General features: G+C 57.6%; 13 protein-coding genes and 3 pseudogenes. 7 read left to right on the top strand and 9 right to left on the bottom strand.

What is annotated here, in order from left to right; genetic code table 11:
- On the bottom strand, window positions 1-259 hold a 259-nt coding region (locus H3V53_RS33310), incomplete at its 3' end, for a hypothetical protein (protein WP_336601469.1).
- Entirely contained in the window at window positions 253-408 is a 156-nt protein-coding gene (locus H3V53_RS33305; protein WP_336601468.1) for a DUF4148 domain-containing protein, read from the bottom strand. The genes H3V53_RS33310 and H3V53_RS33305, both read right to left, overlap by 7 nt.
- Before the next feature lie 1,416 nt (window positions 409-1,824).
- Between H3V53_RS33305 and H3V53_RS33300 the strand changes: the two genes are divergently transcribed.
- Window positions 1,825-3,984 carry a fibronectin type III domain-containing protein gene (locus tag H3V53_RS33300; RefSeq protein WP_336601467.1) on the top strand — a complete coding sequence of 720 codons (2,160 nt, stop codon included), beginning with the start codon at window positions 1,825-1,827 and terminating at the stop codon, window positions 3,982-3,984.
- Between the two features lie 603 nt (window positions 3,985-4,587).
- Here the strand turns inward: H3V53_RS33300 and H3V53_RS33295 are convergent.
- A pseudogene (locus H3V53_RS33295) lies at window positions 4,588-5,001 on the bottom strand (MASE4 domain-containing protein); the annotation flags it as partial.
- Window positions 5,002-5,293: 292 nt separating this feature from the next.
- Here H3V53_RS33295 and H3V53_RS33290 point away from each other — a divergent pair.
- From H3V53_RS33290 to H3V53_RS33270, 5 genes are all read left to right on the top strand, one after another.
- Window positions 5,294-5,599: a hypothetical protein gene (locus H3V53_RS33290; protein WP_336601466.1), complete on the top strand. Its 306-nt coding sequence runs from the start codon at window positions 5,294-5,296 to the stop codon at window positions 5,597-5,599.
- A gap of 270 nt (window positions 5,600-5,869) precedes the next feature.
- Window positions 5,870-6,517 (top strand): response regulator transcription factor, encoded by a 648-nt coding sequence (locus H3V53_RS33285; protein ID WP_336601465.1) that lies wholly within the window; start codon window positions 5,870-5,872, stop codon window positions 6,515-6,517.
- 262 nt (window positions 6,518-6,779) lie between these two features.
- Window positions 6,780-7,745, top strand: a complete 966-nt coding sequence (locus H3V53_RS33280) for a LysR family transcriptional regulator (RefSeq protein WP_336601464.1) — start codon at window positions 6,780-6,782, stop codon at window positions 7,743-7,745.
- Between the two features lie 591 nt (window positions 7,746-8,336).
- A complete protein-coding gene (locus tag H3V53_RS33275; protein WP_336601463.1) occupies window positions 8,337-8,681 on the top strand; it encodes a hypothetical protein in 345 nt (114 codons plus the stop codon).
- A 408-nt stretch (window positions 8,682-9,089) separates the two neighbouring features.
- Entirely contained in the window at window positions 9,090-9,587 is a 498-nt protein-coding gene (locus H3V53_RS33270) for a hypothetical protein (protein WP_336601462.1), read from the top strand.
- A gap of 92 nt (window positions 9,588-9,679) precedes the next feature.
- Here the strand turns inward: H3V53_RS33270 and H3V53_RS33265 are convergent, their stop codons facing one another.
- The 6 genes and pseudogenes from H3V53_RS33265 to H3V53_RS33240 all read right to left on the bottom strand — a co-directional run bounded on the left by H3V53_RS33265 (window position 9,680) and on the right by H3V53_RS33240 (window position 15,742).
- A complete protein-coding gene (locus H3V53_RS33265) occupies window positions 9,680-9,958 on the bottom strand; it encodes a hypothetical protein (protein WP_336601461.1) in 279 nt (92 codons plus the stop codon).
- A gap of 615 nt (window positions 9,959-10,573) precedes the next feature.
- Window positions 10,574-10,696, bottom strand: coding sequence for a hypothetical protein (locus H3V53_RS33260; protein WP_336601460.1), 123 nt, complete (start codon window positions 10,694-10,696; stop codon window positions 10,574-10,576).
- Between the two features lie 548 nt (window positions 10,697-11,244).
- The gene (locus tag H3V53_RS33255; RefSeq protein ID WP_336601459.1) at window positions 11,245-11,586 is read right to left on the bottom strand and encodes a hypothetical protein; all 342 of its coding nucleotides are present in this window, start codon (window positions 11,584-11,586) and stop codon (window positions 11,245-11,247) included.
- Window positions 11,587-11,805: 219 nt separating this feature from the next.
- Window positions 11,806-12,207, bottom strand: a complete 402-nt coding sequence (locus H3V53_RS33250; protein WP_336601458.1) for a hypothetical protein — start codon at window positions 12,205-12,207, stop codon at window positions 11,806-11,808.
- Between the two features lie 304 nt (window positions 12,208-12,511).
- Window positions 12,512-13,704, bottom strand: a pseudogene (locus tag H3V53_RS33245) (DUF2252 domain-containing protein).
- 310 nt (window positions 13,705-14,014) lie between these two features.
- Window positions 14,015-15,742: a SulP family inorganic anion transporter gene (locus tag H3V53_RS33240; protein WP_336601457.1), complete on the bottom strand. Its 1,728-nt coding sequence runs from the start codon at window positions 15,740-15,742 to the stop codon at window positions 14,015-14,017.
- A 954-nt stretch (window positions 15,743-16,696) separates the two neighbouring features.
- On the opposite strand from H3V53_RS33240, the pseudogene H3V53_RS43810 reads away from it, so the two are divergent.
- Window positions 16,697-16,837, top strand: a pseudogene (locus H3V53_RS43810) (universal stress protein); the annotation flags it as partial.
- Window positions 16,838-16,863 lie beyond the last annotated feature (26 nt).

Raw genomic sequence — 16,863 nt, 5'->3', positions numbered from 1 at the left:
GCAGCACCTCGTCCGCGGCGCTCTCGGCTTGAGATATCTCTGGAAGCGCTGCGACGGCGACGCAGCAGCGATATTTTTCGCTGGCTGTGGACCGGACTATAAACCCGGTCGTGCTCATCATCAGCCGCCCAAATGTGCCATTTTCGGGCCGCCCGCTCGAAACCTGGATCCATCGCGGGGCGGCCTGTAAAGCAGCACTAAAGATGACTTGCAACACCGCCGTGAGCAACGTCGTTTGCAGCGCCCGCACGGTCACCATCGCGATAAGCCGTAGAACTCGTTGATGCGATTCTTTTCGCCACTTTTCTTAGCCTGCTCCAGTTCCTGCGTCAACTGCGCACGCGTTTTCCCTTTATTTCCTGACATTTCAGCTGGAGCCAACGAACCACCGCGGGATTCCGAGGCCATATCGTCTGGCGCCTGGGCAGCCGATGGCGGCGCACTCGCGCTCTGCGCCTCAGTCAACCGTGGACAGCCAAGCGACATGATCGGTGCGGCCGCTATCCCAAATAATCTAAGTCTGGATGTAGAAGGCATGATGTGCTTCATCTCAATACAGTACTGCCGCGGTCAGCGCGTCCAGTTTTGAAGGTGGTTGATGTCGAGCGCAAATCGCGTACGCAACCTCCTTTGCGATCAGGCTAGGAACGCCTTTCTCGCCGTGGGGCATCTCAAGGAACGCCTCGTCTACGTAATGCACTACCCGCCAGATCCCGGATACAGCCGTTTTGCCGCGCGTCATTGCCGCGATCCGACAAACGCAAACCCGACTGTTGTCCAGGTGTTCGCACCTACGGCAGTGATCTTCGCTCCTTAAACGACAGCTTCGACGTTCATTGATGTTCCGGTTCCAGACGCGCGACGCATCATTGAAAAACTTTCATCAAACACGTGCTTGCCCGTTGGCCGTGCACGCACCGAGCCACTGAACGAACACGATCCCTGCGTGCCCGTGAAAGAAAGATCCGGGCTGATCGTGAGTCTGGTCTCCCCCGTACTGCCTATGTTTCCCACCCAGGTGCCAATGGCTTCCGATATATCTACTGGCGTGTCGTAGGCGAACCTATAGGTCCCCCGTGGGATCGTGAAGCGAAGCGACGGCAGGGCTCACGGCCGAAGGTCCAAACCGGCTCTACACAACGACGCGCAGCAAATCGGCTGCCGAAGAAATCCCAACATGCTCATCAGACCCTGCAGCGACGCCTGGCGTCTGTCATCAGCGCCGCCGCCCCGAAGAGTAGCGTTCCGCCGCCCGCATCGGCGAGGGGATCGCGACGGTGAACGGACATGGCGAAGTGCATCAGCCGGGGGCCAACCATGATGGGTCACCTATATCGGTCAACGATGTCGAACAGACGACGATATGATGTAGCGACGTGCTTTTCAGGGCCGTAGCGACGCCGGGTATAAGTTGTTCGACATACCGTCAGCCTTTGAGGCATCCGAAACGTCATGCGCAAACGCCTACCTGTCAATTTCCCTAGGCGACGATGCTCATGCCAAAGTAGGCGTCTACTATATGCAACGTCTTTCCGAGCGGCCTTTGCGCCGCCAATCCGGTCACTGTGGGGCACGGCGAGCGAGGCAAGGAATGCATATCGTTCATCAAGGCACCGCCCCAAGCGCTTATCCGGCACTACCTCGCCACTCGCGAATCACCCTCTCTTGTACTATCCTTACTGAAAGGAAATCAGCCACGCTCCCGTCGATCGGATAGGGAGAAGCCTACAGAACAGGGGCACAAACAGCCTGCTGTCACACCTCGGCGGTTTGTGTGCAATCAAGTAGCGCATGCGAGGAGCTGAAAGAGCCAAGGAGCCTGCCATGAAAGCACGCGTTCTTGCTTCGCGAGCCGGGATTGTGCTCGCTCTGATAATGTTGTTTGTTCTGAATTCATACGCAGAACGAAAAAATGAATTGGAACAGATCCCATCACGAAACACTACCAAATTCGAATTGCGAGTCGTTTCGTCGGATGCCGTCTCGGTCATGCTTAGATGGCATCCAAGATCAGATGCAAGCTCATACGAGGTAATTCGTGATGGCACGCTCATCGGTCGTACTTCAGCGAGCGTTGGATATTTCACAGATTTCGACCTTGCTCCCGGTCGCTTGTACCGGTACAGCGTGGTGGCAGAGAATTCTTCGGGCGCACCTGTCGGTTTTTCTGAGCCGCTAGTTGCACGAACAGGCACATCCGCAGCGATAAGAACGCGTTATAAGGTGCTTGCAATTGCATTCAATCCTGGGAGCGATTCGCTCGTCAAGGAAAACGCATTTCTCCAACACCGCATTCAGTTCCTGAAGCTTGCATCGCTTGGATCGGCTGATATTGAGCTTTATAAAGGCGGAATTGTTTCAGCGCCGGTTCAACCCGCAGTCGATCCAGGTAATAATTCTGTTGACTATAAGGATCTGGTGACCAGACGGGATCTTGGTCTAAGCGGTTATTCGATCATCGATTTGATCGAGAAAGGCGAGATCGATCACGTTTGGGTGGTCAAGTCGTCAGTTGACTTCGCAGAAAATGCACTAATCGGAAATCGGCCAATTCAAGGGCCGGGGATATCGACACCAAACACCTGGGTTCCGATTCGTGTCAACTGTTCGAGGTCGTTCTTTGTCAATGCGTACACGCCGGACGCGCGCGCTTACGATGCCTATGCCCACATGGTTGAAGGCGTCATGACGTCCATTTCCGACGGGCACCCAGAATCCTGGCCGCGGAACTTATCGTACACGGTCTATACGCCTGACCGTTCCAGTTATGCGACGACGAGTGCCTCGCTCAATCTCTGGGAAAAGTTTCGGCTTGCGGACGAATGGAATGGCCCCAGTTCCGTGGCATACGCCTCTAAAGGAAACGGCAACATGGGGTCGAGCCATTTCCCACCAACTTCCCTACGGACATGCGAAGACTACTGCTACTTTGACCTATCGACGTGGCAACGGTATATAGGCTCAGCGGCAGATGACTGGCTTTATTTTCCGTTGTTCAGCGGAGCGCCGAGGATGTTGAATGGCTACGACTTCGGTGCTTTCAATCACTATACCGAGGGTGACCCGTCGTACTCGGACGAGCTTGGCACCTCACCGGAATTGCATCGATCATTTCGGTTTGGAACGGCCTCCTTTCACCAATGGTGGTTCGCTCACCTACCCCACAACGCAGGGGTTACCGACGGAATACTCAACAACTGGTGGCCGTACCTGTACGATTTCAATCGGTTCGATGGTGTTCCCGTCAACTTTGAGGTGACAGGAATTCCCACACATCGTATCAGTCACCATGCACTGCCATTCAATCCGAATAACGTTGATGAGAACAACTGGGGATACTGGAATTCCGAGAATGGATGGAATTTCGAGAAATGGCTCAAACACGGCGAACTCGCCCCAGGAGCCAAGGTGGGACGAATGACAATCGTCACGAGGCGTGATGTTCCTGGCATCACCGAGGCGGCATTCGCCTTGTCAGTCACGATTGAGAACACACAAGACTTCGAAGAAGTGGGGGTCGGCCGCAACGACGTCTTCTACCCTGTTTCGCGAAACGCCCACTGGAACCTTCAAAACCTCCGACAGGTTCGCTTCGCAGTGAAACCATATCTCAATCCGCAGTTAATCGCCGGAACCAATCCGATCGTGCGGTTATACAAGAACGGGGGACAACGAATCGAATTCGTGCCTCGCGTAAGGGGCACATACGCAAACATGTTCCGAGATCAGCAATTCCGAGATGCAGCGGGTTGGTTTAGATTTGCCATTCCCGTGGCCGGGGATGAGACCTGGGAAAAACACATCATCGGGTATATCGAGCCTGGCCTGTCGGCATCAGCGAAGCAAGCCGCGCAGGCACAGCTGGAAGCGGAGATATTGAAGGATGTCAACTATGTCGAAATTTCAATCCGCTCGGTAACCAGCCGAAGTGTTAATCCTGACGATTTTGTCTCATATTACATTCAGGGGATATCGTTCCGGTGAACGGCAACGTTCGCGCGGTTGATCGGCCTGTGAGCGCCTTCCGCGCGCCGCAACCACGAAGTGGTGGTTTGCAAGATCGAACGGCACCCGGCGTCTTGACCCGTCTGCATTGACGCCCAAGGACATCGCAGACATGGCGTTCTTCGCGCAGTTCGCCGACATGGGTGGCCGTGTCGTTCGTACAGCGCCCCGAAGATATTGACGGTTTGCTACACGAAATCGGCAGGCTGGGCTCGCCAAAACTGGGCATCGTACTCAGGATCGATACAAAAGTTGCGTTCTGCCGCTTGCCAGATCTCCGCAGCGAGCGGCGGAAGGCGGATGGCGCATCACGCTCAGCAGGTGTGGTGATCGCCCGCGGCGATCTCGGCGTGGAGGTGGGTTTCGAGGGGCTGTCCGAAGTCCAGGAGGAAAGATCGGACTTGCCGGTCATCATATTCGGCGTGCTGATCAGTCTTGCCGGACCGCTGATCTCGGTCTGCTATCAACCCTATCAGGCGAAGCTGTTCCCGACAGCGATACGTTTCCGCGCCAATGGTATTGGCTATTCCGTACGGCGGCGTGCCCGGCTGGCGCCAGCGGCAGACCGTCGGAGCGGCCCAGCAGCACATAAGCGATGATCATCACCGGGAAGCTACCGTGCCAGAGGACGTACAGCCACGCCGTTGTCTGCTCGCCCGCCCCGAGCCAGCCGGTCGGCGAGAACACGCCCGGAAAGCTCAGCATGTGCGCGCCCGCCATCAAACCCGTAAACAGGTAAGCGCCAGCCAGCACGAGCAGGGATGACGAGCGCAGGATGGTGAACTGGCCGAGCAGAAGTCCCGCCGTGACCACGTCGTTGATCGCAATAGCCGAGTTGTAAACAGGCACAAAGACCCAGAGTACCGGCAGTGGTTTCCCGGCGAACGGAGCCAACGTCGCGAAGAGCGCGACCGATACGATCAGCGTGATGTACGCTGATCGCCGCTCGTGTGGCTCTGGCCGTGCGGTCGAAAGGAACAGCCCTGATGGCGGCATCAACTCGTACTCTCGCAGCGCTGCGCCGAAAAGGGAAGCTGGGATCGGCATCGCCTCGCGACCGGCACCGTCATGGGCTGCCTATAAAGTTATCAGCGCCTGTTCAGAAATAGATGCGTCAATTCTGGATCATATCGAGCAGATCGTTTCTATCTTACCTCCCGTCATTCAAAACGACTAAATGGCTGGATAAACTTACCGACAGGACAAGCGCGCAGACCGCTAAGAGGTGTTGCGGACGACGAGGCGCCTGCCGGAGCAGGAATGGTTTGGCTTTCCGAGGGGTTAAACCATGAGCATCAATGAACTGGAAATTCAGGATCTGCTTCATATCGCGGCGGTGATCACCCGCCTGGAAAACTTCAACCTTGCAGGCTGTGCTTCGGAACATCGGTTCATCACCGATCCCGACTACTGGCACAGGCGGCTTCTGGGGACGTGCGTCGTCGCCAGCTCAACGCAGGCCATCACGAAGAAACAGGCTCTGCTCGAGCGTCTGTCGGCGATATCGCCTCGCCTGAGGAGAATGCATGCACAACACCAGGATTCAGTACAAGGGCTACCGTCTTCTGCCTCTGGCGGCCTACGAGAGCGGTGAATATGTCGCGATGTTTGTCGTGCAGTCACCCGACGGCAGGGAAAGGGCATCGCCGGAGCTGGGCAGTTTTGGAAACCCGGCTGATGCACGGCAGTTCGCGCTTGAGCGCGGCATGGCGGAAGTGGACCGCGCATGTCGCCACAGGTGAGCCCAATGTGAGTCCGTCACCGGAAGCCGGATAGCATCCCGTCTGCCAGTTCATTCAGGGCAGGCGCGCGTGGCCGCTCATCGCCAGGATCGTTGACGCGGCCGTCGACAGGAGGACAGGACGTGATAAAGGTTCTATTGGCAGATGACCACGCGGTGGTACGCGACGGACTGCGCCACGTCCTGCTCGACGCCAGCGGATTTGAAGTGGCTGGCGAAGCGTGGGACAGCGCAACGACCATCGCGCTGGTGCGCTCCGTCGGCGCGAATGTACTCCTGCTCGATCTGTCGATGCCCGGACAAAACGGTATCGAGCTCATCAGGCAGATCAAGGACGAGAACCCCGCCCTGCGAATTCTGATGCTAACGATGCATGCGGAGCACCAGTACGCCGCCCGTGCCTTCAAGGCAGGCGCATCGGGTTACCTGACCAAGGAAAGCGCGAGCCGCGAGTTGCTCAATGCAATAACGAAAATCGCGTCCGGTGGGGTTTATGTGAGTCTGGCAATGGCCGAGCGGTTCGCCCAGAACCTGAACGAGGCGGCGGAGGCAATGCCCCATCAGCGGCTATCCGAGCGCGAGTTTGATGTCTTCAGAAGAATTGTGGAAGGCCAGAGCCTCACCGAGATCGCACATGACCTATGCCTCAGCGTGAAGACAGTCAGCACGCACAAGCCGCACATCATCGAAAAAATGCAGACTGCGAACGAAAGCGCGCTCATCCGGTATGCGATCCGGCACAAGCTTTTTGAGGCTGAGGTCGACCCCTAGCGAGGTGTCGGACATGCACTGGCGTCTCGCAATCCTCGGTGCCCTCATCGCATGCCGACGCCAACCGGCCTCGGCGAAACGTCGCTGTCCTGGCCTCGTGAGCGATGTCACGACAGGCAGAACGGGTCAGCGGATCATCGCCGACAGTAAAGCCGTTTGCGTTAGATCAAGCTCGCTTCCCTTCGTGCTCGTTAGCCTTTGCTCAAGTCATTGCAGAAATGAATAGGCAAAACGCGGGACCGAGCAGCCGGGAAGACGAGCGATGAACCATCTCTTTGCCATGCGAGCATTCGTACTTGTCGCGGAAACGAAAAACTTCAGACGGGCCGCCAGAGAGCTAAACGTGTCCAATGCAGTAATCAGCCGGGCCGTCGCATATCTCGAAGAGCGCCTCCACACCCGGCTCATGAACCGTACGACACGCGCGGTGTCTTTGACTGAAGCGGGCAAGCATTACCGCGACGGATGCCGAGGAATACTTGAAGAACTTGATCATCTCGATACGTCGACTTCGTCAGCCGAACGGGCGATAGCCGGTGTATTGAGAATCGTCGCAACGGACACCCTGTCTCCGCAGCTTCTGACGACGATCTTTGAAGGTTTCCAGCGTCGCTTCCCTTGCGTGCAGGTCAGGGTTTCGATTGCTGCACAGGTACCAGACCGCTTCGAAGATCAGTATGACGCGGGCCTGCTCGTCGTGAGTCCGTCGGCAGATGTAAACTTCGTCCAACTCGCGTTGGTGACGCAGAATCTCGTGCTTTGCGCCGCAGATTCATACCTATCAAGGCGCCCCAGCCCACAGGAGCCGGGCGAGCTTGGGATGCACGCCTGCATCGAGACCACAAAAGAATATCAGGGATCAGTGGTCTGGCATCTCGCGGACGCCAATGGATCGAGGCAATGCGTGCACACCGCGCCATCTTTCACTACCGATAGCGCTTCCCTGCTCAGACTCGCCGCAATTGCCGGGATGGGTATTGCCTTGATGCCAGAATCGCTGATAGCCGAAGATCTGGAAACCGGCTTGCTGACGCGCGTTCTTCCCGGGTACGGCGCTACTCGCTGCCGGGAACGGGTATCGCTGTATTACCCGCATCGCAGGTTTCTGCCGTCGGTCACGCAGGCGTTCGTCAGCTACATGCTTGAGTTCGCAGGCCCGGTAGGCAGACAGTCATCGTCGACGGACTCAGAGCAAGATGCACCGGTGCCCGAATCTGCGACAAGTTAGCAGCCTATGAACCTGTCGGAAACAATATTTTTAGGTATGCTAATAATATCTCGCTGGCACGCGGCGGCCTACCCTGCTGGCTGCCAGGTTGGACACATATGGGCTGACTGCCACGTGGGCCTTATGCGTCGGCGTGTCGTTACCATTACGCACGTTGGCTCGGCCACCACCACTCCTGTTTGCAGCGTTAAAAACATCTGTCGGAACGCAACGTGGCCGTACCGAGGTGAAAGCCTGCAAGCCGTTTGGCCCCTCGCCTGCAACCACATTTCCGGAGTGTCCCACCCGTCGCGGTCGAAGATCCTACCGATCACGATCAGACCGGCATGGTGATCGGTTGGTGCCGCCATAAGCGCGTCTGATATGTCGGCGTTGCCAGAACTGATGACACGAACCAGCCGGTCGCACCGCTGGCGCAAAGCCGGCTCCCCACTTTATCTATCGGCAATTACCCACAGTACGATTGGCCAGAAACGCGGTATCGCGAACGCATCGCAGGTCGTGCGTTGACTTTCATCAAAAAGATCGTTGCGACGAGTCGTATCCTGTCAGTATGCGATTTTGAAAAGTACTCCGGCCTGGGACCTCGCCATGAATCATCCGACTGTCCGCATTACGGCGCCCATATTGTCTGGCGGGTCGATGGTGTGTTTCACGGCCTATGAGTTCGGCTGGGGATACCGAGCGTTTTCGATTTCATATGAAGCGATCTGTGAGTGGCTGGGGGCGCGCGACACAACAGATCAACAGATTCGTCTCGCTTTCCAGTTGGGCAAGCGGCAGATCATCGATGCCGTGCTGCGTCTTGATCTTTCTTCTTACCACGGTCAGCGCATCGTTCTTTCACCGGGAACCGCCCTATGCGCGACAGAGGGCGTGACTAAGCTGTCGATAACAGGCGGCGAGGCGCCAGAAAAGGCCATAGAAGTGGCCTAATAAGATCGGCACCTTTTCCGATCGTGGCTGACAGTACGCTCATCTGACACGTTCATTCCGTTGCGCTACTTGAATCGTGCAAAAATGTTACTCAAACTACTTTCAGCTTTCCTTTCGCGCGACGGAAGCCAACCGGCTTTTCGGCTACGCGACTCGAGGTAGGCGCGGACTAACAACCCGGCCGGTTTGCAAAGGCGGATGCGAATTCGCATGAAGCTGCACTCTGATTCGACGGCGCGCAATGAAACATGATTGATTGTCACTGTCAAGACTATCTACCTTGTCGGCATCCGTTCGATGGGACTGATGGCTTCAAACTGACTGAAGTTTATGTGTGCCGTACACCCGATCACAAAGACCCGAACGCTTCGACCGGGAGGCTACGCAGACGAGCGAGGGACGATCGCAATGTGCGCGAAGCTCGTCACGTATGCTCGACGGCATTTGCTGAAGATGACGGTGACGTGGTTCGTTCTTGCGTCCGCAATAATATGTAGCTGCGCCGTATGCGCCGATGAGATATCGGTTCAGACAAATGTTTACAATGTTCATTATCACGACGACCCTGATCACATCCCCTTTTCTCCCCTGATTGGCGCGGAATTCCGCAAGAGTAACGGATGGCTCTTCGGCGGTGCGTTATTTCGCAATTCATTTGGACAGTTTTCGCAGGTCATCTACGGCGGTTACCTTTATAACTTCGGGACATCTCCCTTCTATGGGAAAGTGGTCGGCGGCATCGTTCATGGATATACGGGCGCATACAAGGACAAGTTGCCGATGAACGTTGGCGGATTTGCGCCAGGCATTTTTCCTGCCTTGGGATGCAGGATCGGACCGGTCCGCATTGAGTCGCAATTTTTCTGGACCAACGGCTTAATGGTAACGATGGGCATCGCGTTCTGATTTCTCTCATGCCCCCGATGAGTGCCAGCCAGCACCGAGTGGCTGCTACCGCGGCCCGTTGTCTTACCTTGAGCACGAGCGGTGCAAGTCCTTCATCGACAGCGCACCATCGCATCGATGGCGGCGATCACTACCCGATCTGCCTGCGGCCACCACGATGCAGATTCCATTTGCGCCTCCTGCATGTCGTTCAATGGAGGACCAGAAGCAAAAACCCGCTCGGAGCGCCGCCCACCCGGACATGCTCTTCTGCCGGCTATGTGCACGGTCCCGTTGGCCTGCATCCCGGTCAATGCCATCCACACATTCTGTTTCCTTACCCCGAGTCCTTCCGCCAGTTCGGCGACGGTCCACCTGCTGCCGTCGGCCATGACCCGGCCTATACGCTCCGCGGTCCGCGGTCGGCGCCCTTCGGTCGACTCGGTGGGTGGTATCTGCGACGACCGGACCTGGGGCGCGGAGACGGCTACCAACGACTCCCTGGGGCGAGCCGAGGCTGCAGCAGGCATGCCCCCAGGCGTCGATGAGCTTGACGTGGCGGCTCTCGCTCGGCTGCAACGCTGGTCCAGATCGATCCTGCAGGACGCGTTATCAGTCACCGAGTGCACGTCCCCGGCGTCATAACATGAACACAATGCGCGTCTAATCGCCTCCCACCCGGCAAACATCCCGCTCTCGGCCATCTCATACGCCGCATGCCGAATGCCCTCGCGACGTATAACCTGCCACGCGTCCCGCTTGCTCATCATCCCTTCCCTCCTTGGCGAGTCAACGGACCGGTTGAGAGGTCCCTCTACACGTGGATGAGTGTTTTCAAATGATGTATTTGTCGCGGTCGTGCTACTGGCTCACCCCAGTCTGAGTGGCCTCAACCGCCGCGCCCCTTCTCTTTTTGGCCTCCGCTTTCTTGTGGTCAAAGACCTTCCTTGCCACAGCCACCTCCCGATCGTACTCGCGATTCGCCGCCGCGACCTGCTGGTGCATCTTTACGATCTCATCTGGAGGACCGGCGGCTGACCCCCAATGCCGAGGTTTCCTTGCGCCCAGACGTTGGGGGCCGAAAGCAGCGCAAGGCCCGCAGTGATCATGGTTGCGATGATTTTCTTCATAACGATCTCACTCCTGATTGAGAGAAGTTGATTCGCCAGACAAAGACGGAAAACCTCACGCGGTGAAACGAAAGGCGGCGGCTCCCCATTTCAGCGCCTCGCAACACATGTGATGCGATAATGAATTCTGTGCCACGGTCAGCCCCCTTGGCCCGGGCACGTAGCCACGCCATACTTTATCGTCCCCTTCGCTCACGCCATTGCTGGTCGCGAGCCGTGGATACCATAGGTCGTCAGACGCTACTGCTCCTCACCAGTCGTTTCCGACGTTGGCACGCACCGGGGACCTTCGGACAAGCCAAGCGTCCGATCGCAACGAGGCGGCACATAAATCTGCGCGACAAACTGAAGCCCAAGGCGTCTGTACACATCTCTTGCGTCCAAGGACCCGCCGACTCGCAGGCCCTTTCGGTCCTTTCATGTCCGTCGTCGAACATTCCGATCTCACTGGGGGCGCTCCACCGCCTTCCAGCGTGTCGTCGGGAGACGGTCCAGGGCATCGTTTCTGGGCTGCTATAGGCGACGCCCCTTCCAACTCGCACGGGAAGTCAAAGACAGGAGTTGATATCGCTCATTGCATCGCTGCCGCCGACGCTCGACGCGCGCAGGCCCACCCACGTACCGGATCCCTGGTAGTTCGGGCGCACGACGACAGCTGCTCCATTGGGCGGTTGCTGACCCGGGACATACACATCCATCGCCATTTCGTTAGCAAGGGTGTTTTGCGATATCACCTGTCGCTGGGTTCTGTCTGCCCACTTCTTAGCTATGCAATGGCCGACGGCGCGTGGCGGCTGCTGGCTCGCACCCACAGACTGGACACCAGTCGGTGGTTGCGTGGCACAGCCTGTGATGACGCACGCGATGGCGAGAGTCGGTAGCAATTTCATAACTTTTCTCCTGCATTCGTTGGTGGGTTGCCCTGTTAATGCTTGCGCTAACATCCTGGTGGGGCGGTATGGCATTCACGATCGTTGCGTTTAAGCAAGCGCGGTTGACACGCATCAATCTTGCCGCTCCCGCGAGGCTATCTCCGTGAACTCTGTTCCTTTCTTCCCGACAATACGGATTCAACTATCGATACTCAAGGGACTTTAGACGCAGATCATTCAACGTTTTTCCAATACCCAGTCTTCCTTTCCTGCCCTGCAATAGCGAGGATGAAATTCCATTGACTGTCCTTTCGCAACCAGGACAACCAGAACCTGGCGACATGTCGTGCTCCCTTCGTGAACCGTAGTTTGTGGCGTCAACATACCGCCAATCTGTACACTGTTCCCAGTTCCTTCGTTCATCCATCTACGCATTTCGCCGTCCGCATTCGTATTGAGTACATCAATCAGCGTAGTTTTGATTGATTCAATATCCCGCTTGCTGATGTAAGACATTGGCGTGTCGTTGAGAAAATCGAGATTACTCGCTCCCGCCGTCGTCATGCCAGCAAAAAGCACAGCGGTCACGCCAATGTGTGCGGACCAGACATTGGGCGTCCACCTCCGTATCGGTTTCAAGATAAGATCTCCCGTCATCACCCCACAATGCCCCCGAACTCGAACGAGGGGCTTAGTGCTGGTCGTTCATGTGCCTGCCGTTCCCTTGGCAAGCGTCACCTAAATAATCTGTCCACGTTTTCTATCCGTGTGCATGCCTCCGGGGTACCAGGTTTGACCGGAGGTTCCTAACGCCATCTAGCAGATTTTTGCGATGACCGTTACCGCGAGCGCGCTTTCCATTTAGGCAATGCTGCCCACGAGCACGTGCGTGTCAGGCCGCGCGCTGACGTTCCATTCGGGGTCGCCGGAAACACCGTCCGGCCTAGTCCTCTGTCACCACCTGGATTCGCCCCTCGCGAATAGCCTGGATAAACTCGCGATAGTCCCGGCTGTTCTGAGAGCTGTACTCCGTTGCGAAGTCCGTAATTGCATCGTCGAAGGTCTGACCCGCCCCCACATAGCCGGCGATCATCGCCGCATCACCGGAACGCGCGTGAGCGCGCGCAAGCGCGTGCGCGCACATACGTGCGTACTGCCGTAGCATGCCGGTATCAAGCGCTTCAATGGTGACGGACATTTTCATGTCGCGCAGCTGGCGAAGGTAAAAATCGCGCCCGCTCTCCCCACGAGTCCACCCGAGAAACATGTCGCTGGCGGACTGCATGATGCGCTGGCCCGCTATGACCCGCTGTCCGTGGTTCGCGTGGAGGCTCTTGCCTGCATACGGCTCGAGTACCGACGCCTTCGCCTCCTTGACCTGCAAAAATAGCGGATCATTGTCGGATGCCATGAACAGTACACTCCGCATAGCGTACCCACGCTGCCTACACCCACCACCTTGAGCGCCAGATCCACGAGATGGAACCGGTCGAACAGAACGCGTACGTGTTCGGCGAGGCTATCTCGGTAGGACTCGATTGCTTGCGCGTACCCTGTCTGAAGACCGGGGGCTATCTCTTCCGTCGGATGGAAGATGAGCGGCGGCTCGTCCTTGATACGGGGATGGCTACCTTCTTCGGAGACGAGTTTGGGGTACAGATGGTCTGGCACGGTCTTGAGACTTTCCGCTTCGATACGCTGGGCAATCCGCTTCCGGGCGGCCGCGACGACCTCAGGATCGCCGGACCGGTCCTCATACTTCTGCAAATCGATCCGGTCGTACCAGACCTCGAGCGCGCGCATGGCGGCATAGTCGTGGATGCGCTCCCGGTATTCGCGCACGAGATCCGTGGCAATGCGCACCGTGTCGCTGTATGGGAAAGCCAGGTGCTGTGCTGCGATCACCACGCTCGCGGCCAGTCGCTTCAGGTCCCACTCGAACGGGGCAGGCAGCGTCTCATCGAGGTCGTTGATATCGAAGATCACGTTGCGCTCCGGCGTTGCAAAGCCGCCAAAGTTCATCAGGTGCGCGTCGCCACAAGCCTGAACCCGGATTCCGCTAGTGGGTGTAGTGGCGAGATCCGCAGCCATAACGGCAGCCGCGCCGCGATAGAACGCAAACGGCGAAGTTGCCATTCGACCGAACCGTATTGGAATCAGTGCCGGGAGGCGCCCTTCGTTCGATGCCATGAGAATGTCGAGGGCGTCTCGCCGTTGCGCTGGAGCCGTCCAGCCGCCCTGCGATGCCCGTGGCACCGAATTCCGGATTGCTCGCCCTTGAACGTCCCTCTCATCCGGTGTTAGGAAGGCAGCAGGTTTTGCGTGGGTCTTGTGTGTGCTCTTGCGTGCAACGGCGTTGTCCATGGCATCCTCAACCTGACTTGCTGGTCGCGTGTATGTTCGTAGCGCGACGCGTGCGGCAACGAACGATTCAATGTGACGAAACTCATCTTTCCGGAACGTCCCGTGGGACATCCTGTTCTTGCTGTAGTGCCTGCCAGGCTGAAACGGCCTGTTCAAGGTTCAGGAACATTCGCTTATGTCCAAGGGTCTTGCCTAGCGGCGCCCGAGCGACAACTTCGAATACCTCTGGGCTGAGGCCTACGAGCCACAAAACGACGCCCTGTTCGCGATACTTCTTCTCTCCCTCCGTCAACATTTGCAGGGCCGTGTATTCCAGGTCGAATACCGCGCGCATGTCGATCGCGACGACCTTTGGGCGAGCCGCCTCGATGAGCGGCGTGATCTTGTGTCCGATGTTCGACGCGTTGACAAAAAAGATCCTTCCCTCGGGTCGCAGAAGTAGCAGTCCTGGAAACGACTCGTCATCGGGATGCTCGGCCGACACGGGGCGGAAGACGCTCGTGCCGCGCTTACGATGCAGCACATAGACAGGCGGATCGGATACCTGATGGGCGAGTGCGGCGAGTGACACCAGGATCGCAATCAGTATGCCGTTCAACGTGCCGAGGAGTACGACTCCCGCGAGCGCCACGATCGCCCAGATGAACTCCGTACGTCTGATGGCGAGGATCGCAGCGAAATCAGCGGGCTTGAGCAAGCCGACCGAATAGACAATGACCACGGCGGCGAGGGTTGCATGAGGCATAAGACCGATCAGTGGCGCGAGCAGTAGCATCGTGCCCAGGGTGACGGCCGCCGTCACGAGTTCGGCCAATTGGGAATGTGCGCCCACGAGCCGATTCACCGCCGTCTGGGTCGTGCCTCCGCCTGCCGGCATTGAACCGAGCAGCGCGCCCGCTGCATTGCCGAGGCCCGTCGCCAGCAGTTCGCGATTAGGTAAAGGTACGGGCTCTCCGCTCTCGACAAACGCTCGTCCGGACGCGATGGTTTCGGTGAAGCTCATCAGCGCAATGCCCGCAGCGGCGGGCCATAGTGCTTCAGCCATCGCGAGATCCGGCATCACCGGACGCGGCAGTCCGGTCGGAATGTGCCCGACGATCTCGACTCCGTATTTCTGAAGTCCGATAACCCCGACACTGGCGATCCCGCACGCTACCGCGATCAGCGGTGCTGGCGACTTCGGATAGAAATGTTCGAGCGCCACGAGAATCACAATCGTCGCCACGCCGACCGCGACTGTCGCCACCGATGCGTGAGGCAGCCCTGTAAAAAGCGCGTACACATTGTGGAAGAACGAGCCCTTCCCCACGTGGAGGCCGAACAGCTTGGGTAACTGATCGAGTACAACGACGAACGCAATCCCGCCCTTGAATCCCGTTAGCACCGGCGCGGAAATGAAATTCGCGACGAACCCGAATCTGAGCAGCCCGGCGATGACAAGGAAGGCACCGACCAGTAGAGTCAACGTTGCCGTCGCAATGGCCATCTGCGCTGGATCTCCGCCAGGCGCAACCTGGGCAAGCGCCGCCGCAGTCAGAATGGCCAGCGTTGCACTTGTGCTGACGCTGAGTGGCCGGGACGTACCGAAGATCGCGTAGATTACCATCGGTACCAACGCCGTGTAGAGACCGACCTGGACTGGGAGCCCGGCAACCGTCGCATAGGCCATCGCCTTGGGCAGCACGACAGCCGCCGCGGTAGTCCCGGCGACAATGTCTCGTTTTATCCACGATCTCTGATAGTCGCGTACCCATTCGAGAACAGGAGGGCGAAAGCTCTGACCGTGTTGCGGCAAGGGCTGGTCTCGCATGATCGTATGTCCCGAGGAATGCCGGAACTCGACCGGCCGCCGCTCAATTTGCCAGTGGCCTTCGCTGCCACCGTTCGCGAGATTGATGTTATCAATAGTGATTGATCGATCTGAATCTCAGGATAGCTACGTGAATGAGCACAGAGTTGACACAGGTCAACCGCTATTTTGCTTGCCGTCTTGAAGTCACTGCGGCCTGTCAAAGGACCTCGCCACCGATCGCTGTGCCGCTATCGGCGTACGTTTTTCTCGCAAGTTCGGCCGCTGCGCCATTCAGAAAAGTAAGGAATCGCCACGCTCAAAACTTGCAGGTGAAGCGCGCCAAGCCGCGGGCATAGGCCGAACCCCTCTTCGGATGACGCAGCCCGGTAATGATGGGATAACTATGTGAGGGGCCTGCAGGTGCCGAAATACCGTAACCCCAACAGCCGGGCGACACGGAGCGGCGCGTCCGGCGCAGGCATGTTTGGTTTCGCCAACGTGACGCATAGGGCTTCGTGGTTAAATTGCGGTGTACCGACGGGCGTTGAGCGGACTCCCATTGCGTCGGGACATCGGGTCCCCAAGTGAACATCACCATCTATATATATATCTATCGATTCGAATCACAACATTTCCGTGCGCCATCGACATCGAAGTCCAGTATTCTGTACTCGCAGATTCTGGTTCCGATCAATGATAGCCGGGCCGCCGCGAGAGCGTTCGGCGTGGCACACAAACTTGCTGGCGATAACGTCGCGCAAATACAACCGATGTACGTTGTTGCGGGTTACGTTAGCCGCCCCCGATGGGCATCTCGAACGATGCGTTCCCCCGCGAGCGAATGGCTATAACACGAAAGGCGCTGGTCTTGATGGTTTGCGACGGCGCCGATAGTCGAGCTCGAATTATGGAGATTGAACCGATCAGCGATGACCTTCCTCATTCCATCCATCGCGCCCTGATGAGTTTCAGGCGGATTTGGTTGTTATGTGCACGCATGGCCGGAATGGCGGACGACGGATCATGCTTCGCGGTGTGACGGAAGCTTTCCTCCCAATCGCCCGATGTCCTATATTAGTCATCTCCGCGCACATTGCTGACGAGCGGCAATAATGAAAAACGGCCGCAGTGATCGCCGG

Origin of the sequence: Paraburkholderia bengalensis (assembly GCF_037126505.1) — a bacterium.
In the GTDB taxonomy this organism is placed as follows: Bacteria; Pseudomonadota; Gammaproteobacteria; order Burkholderiales; family Burkholderiaceae; genus Paraburkholderia; species Paraburkholderia bengalensis.
This window is presented reverse-complemented; position numbering and strand designations above follow the sequence as displayed.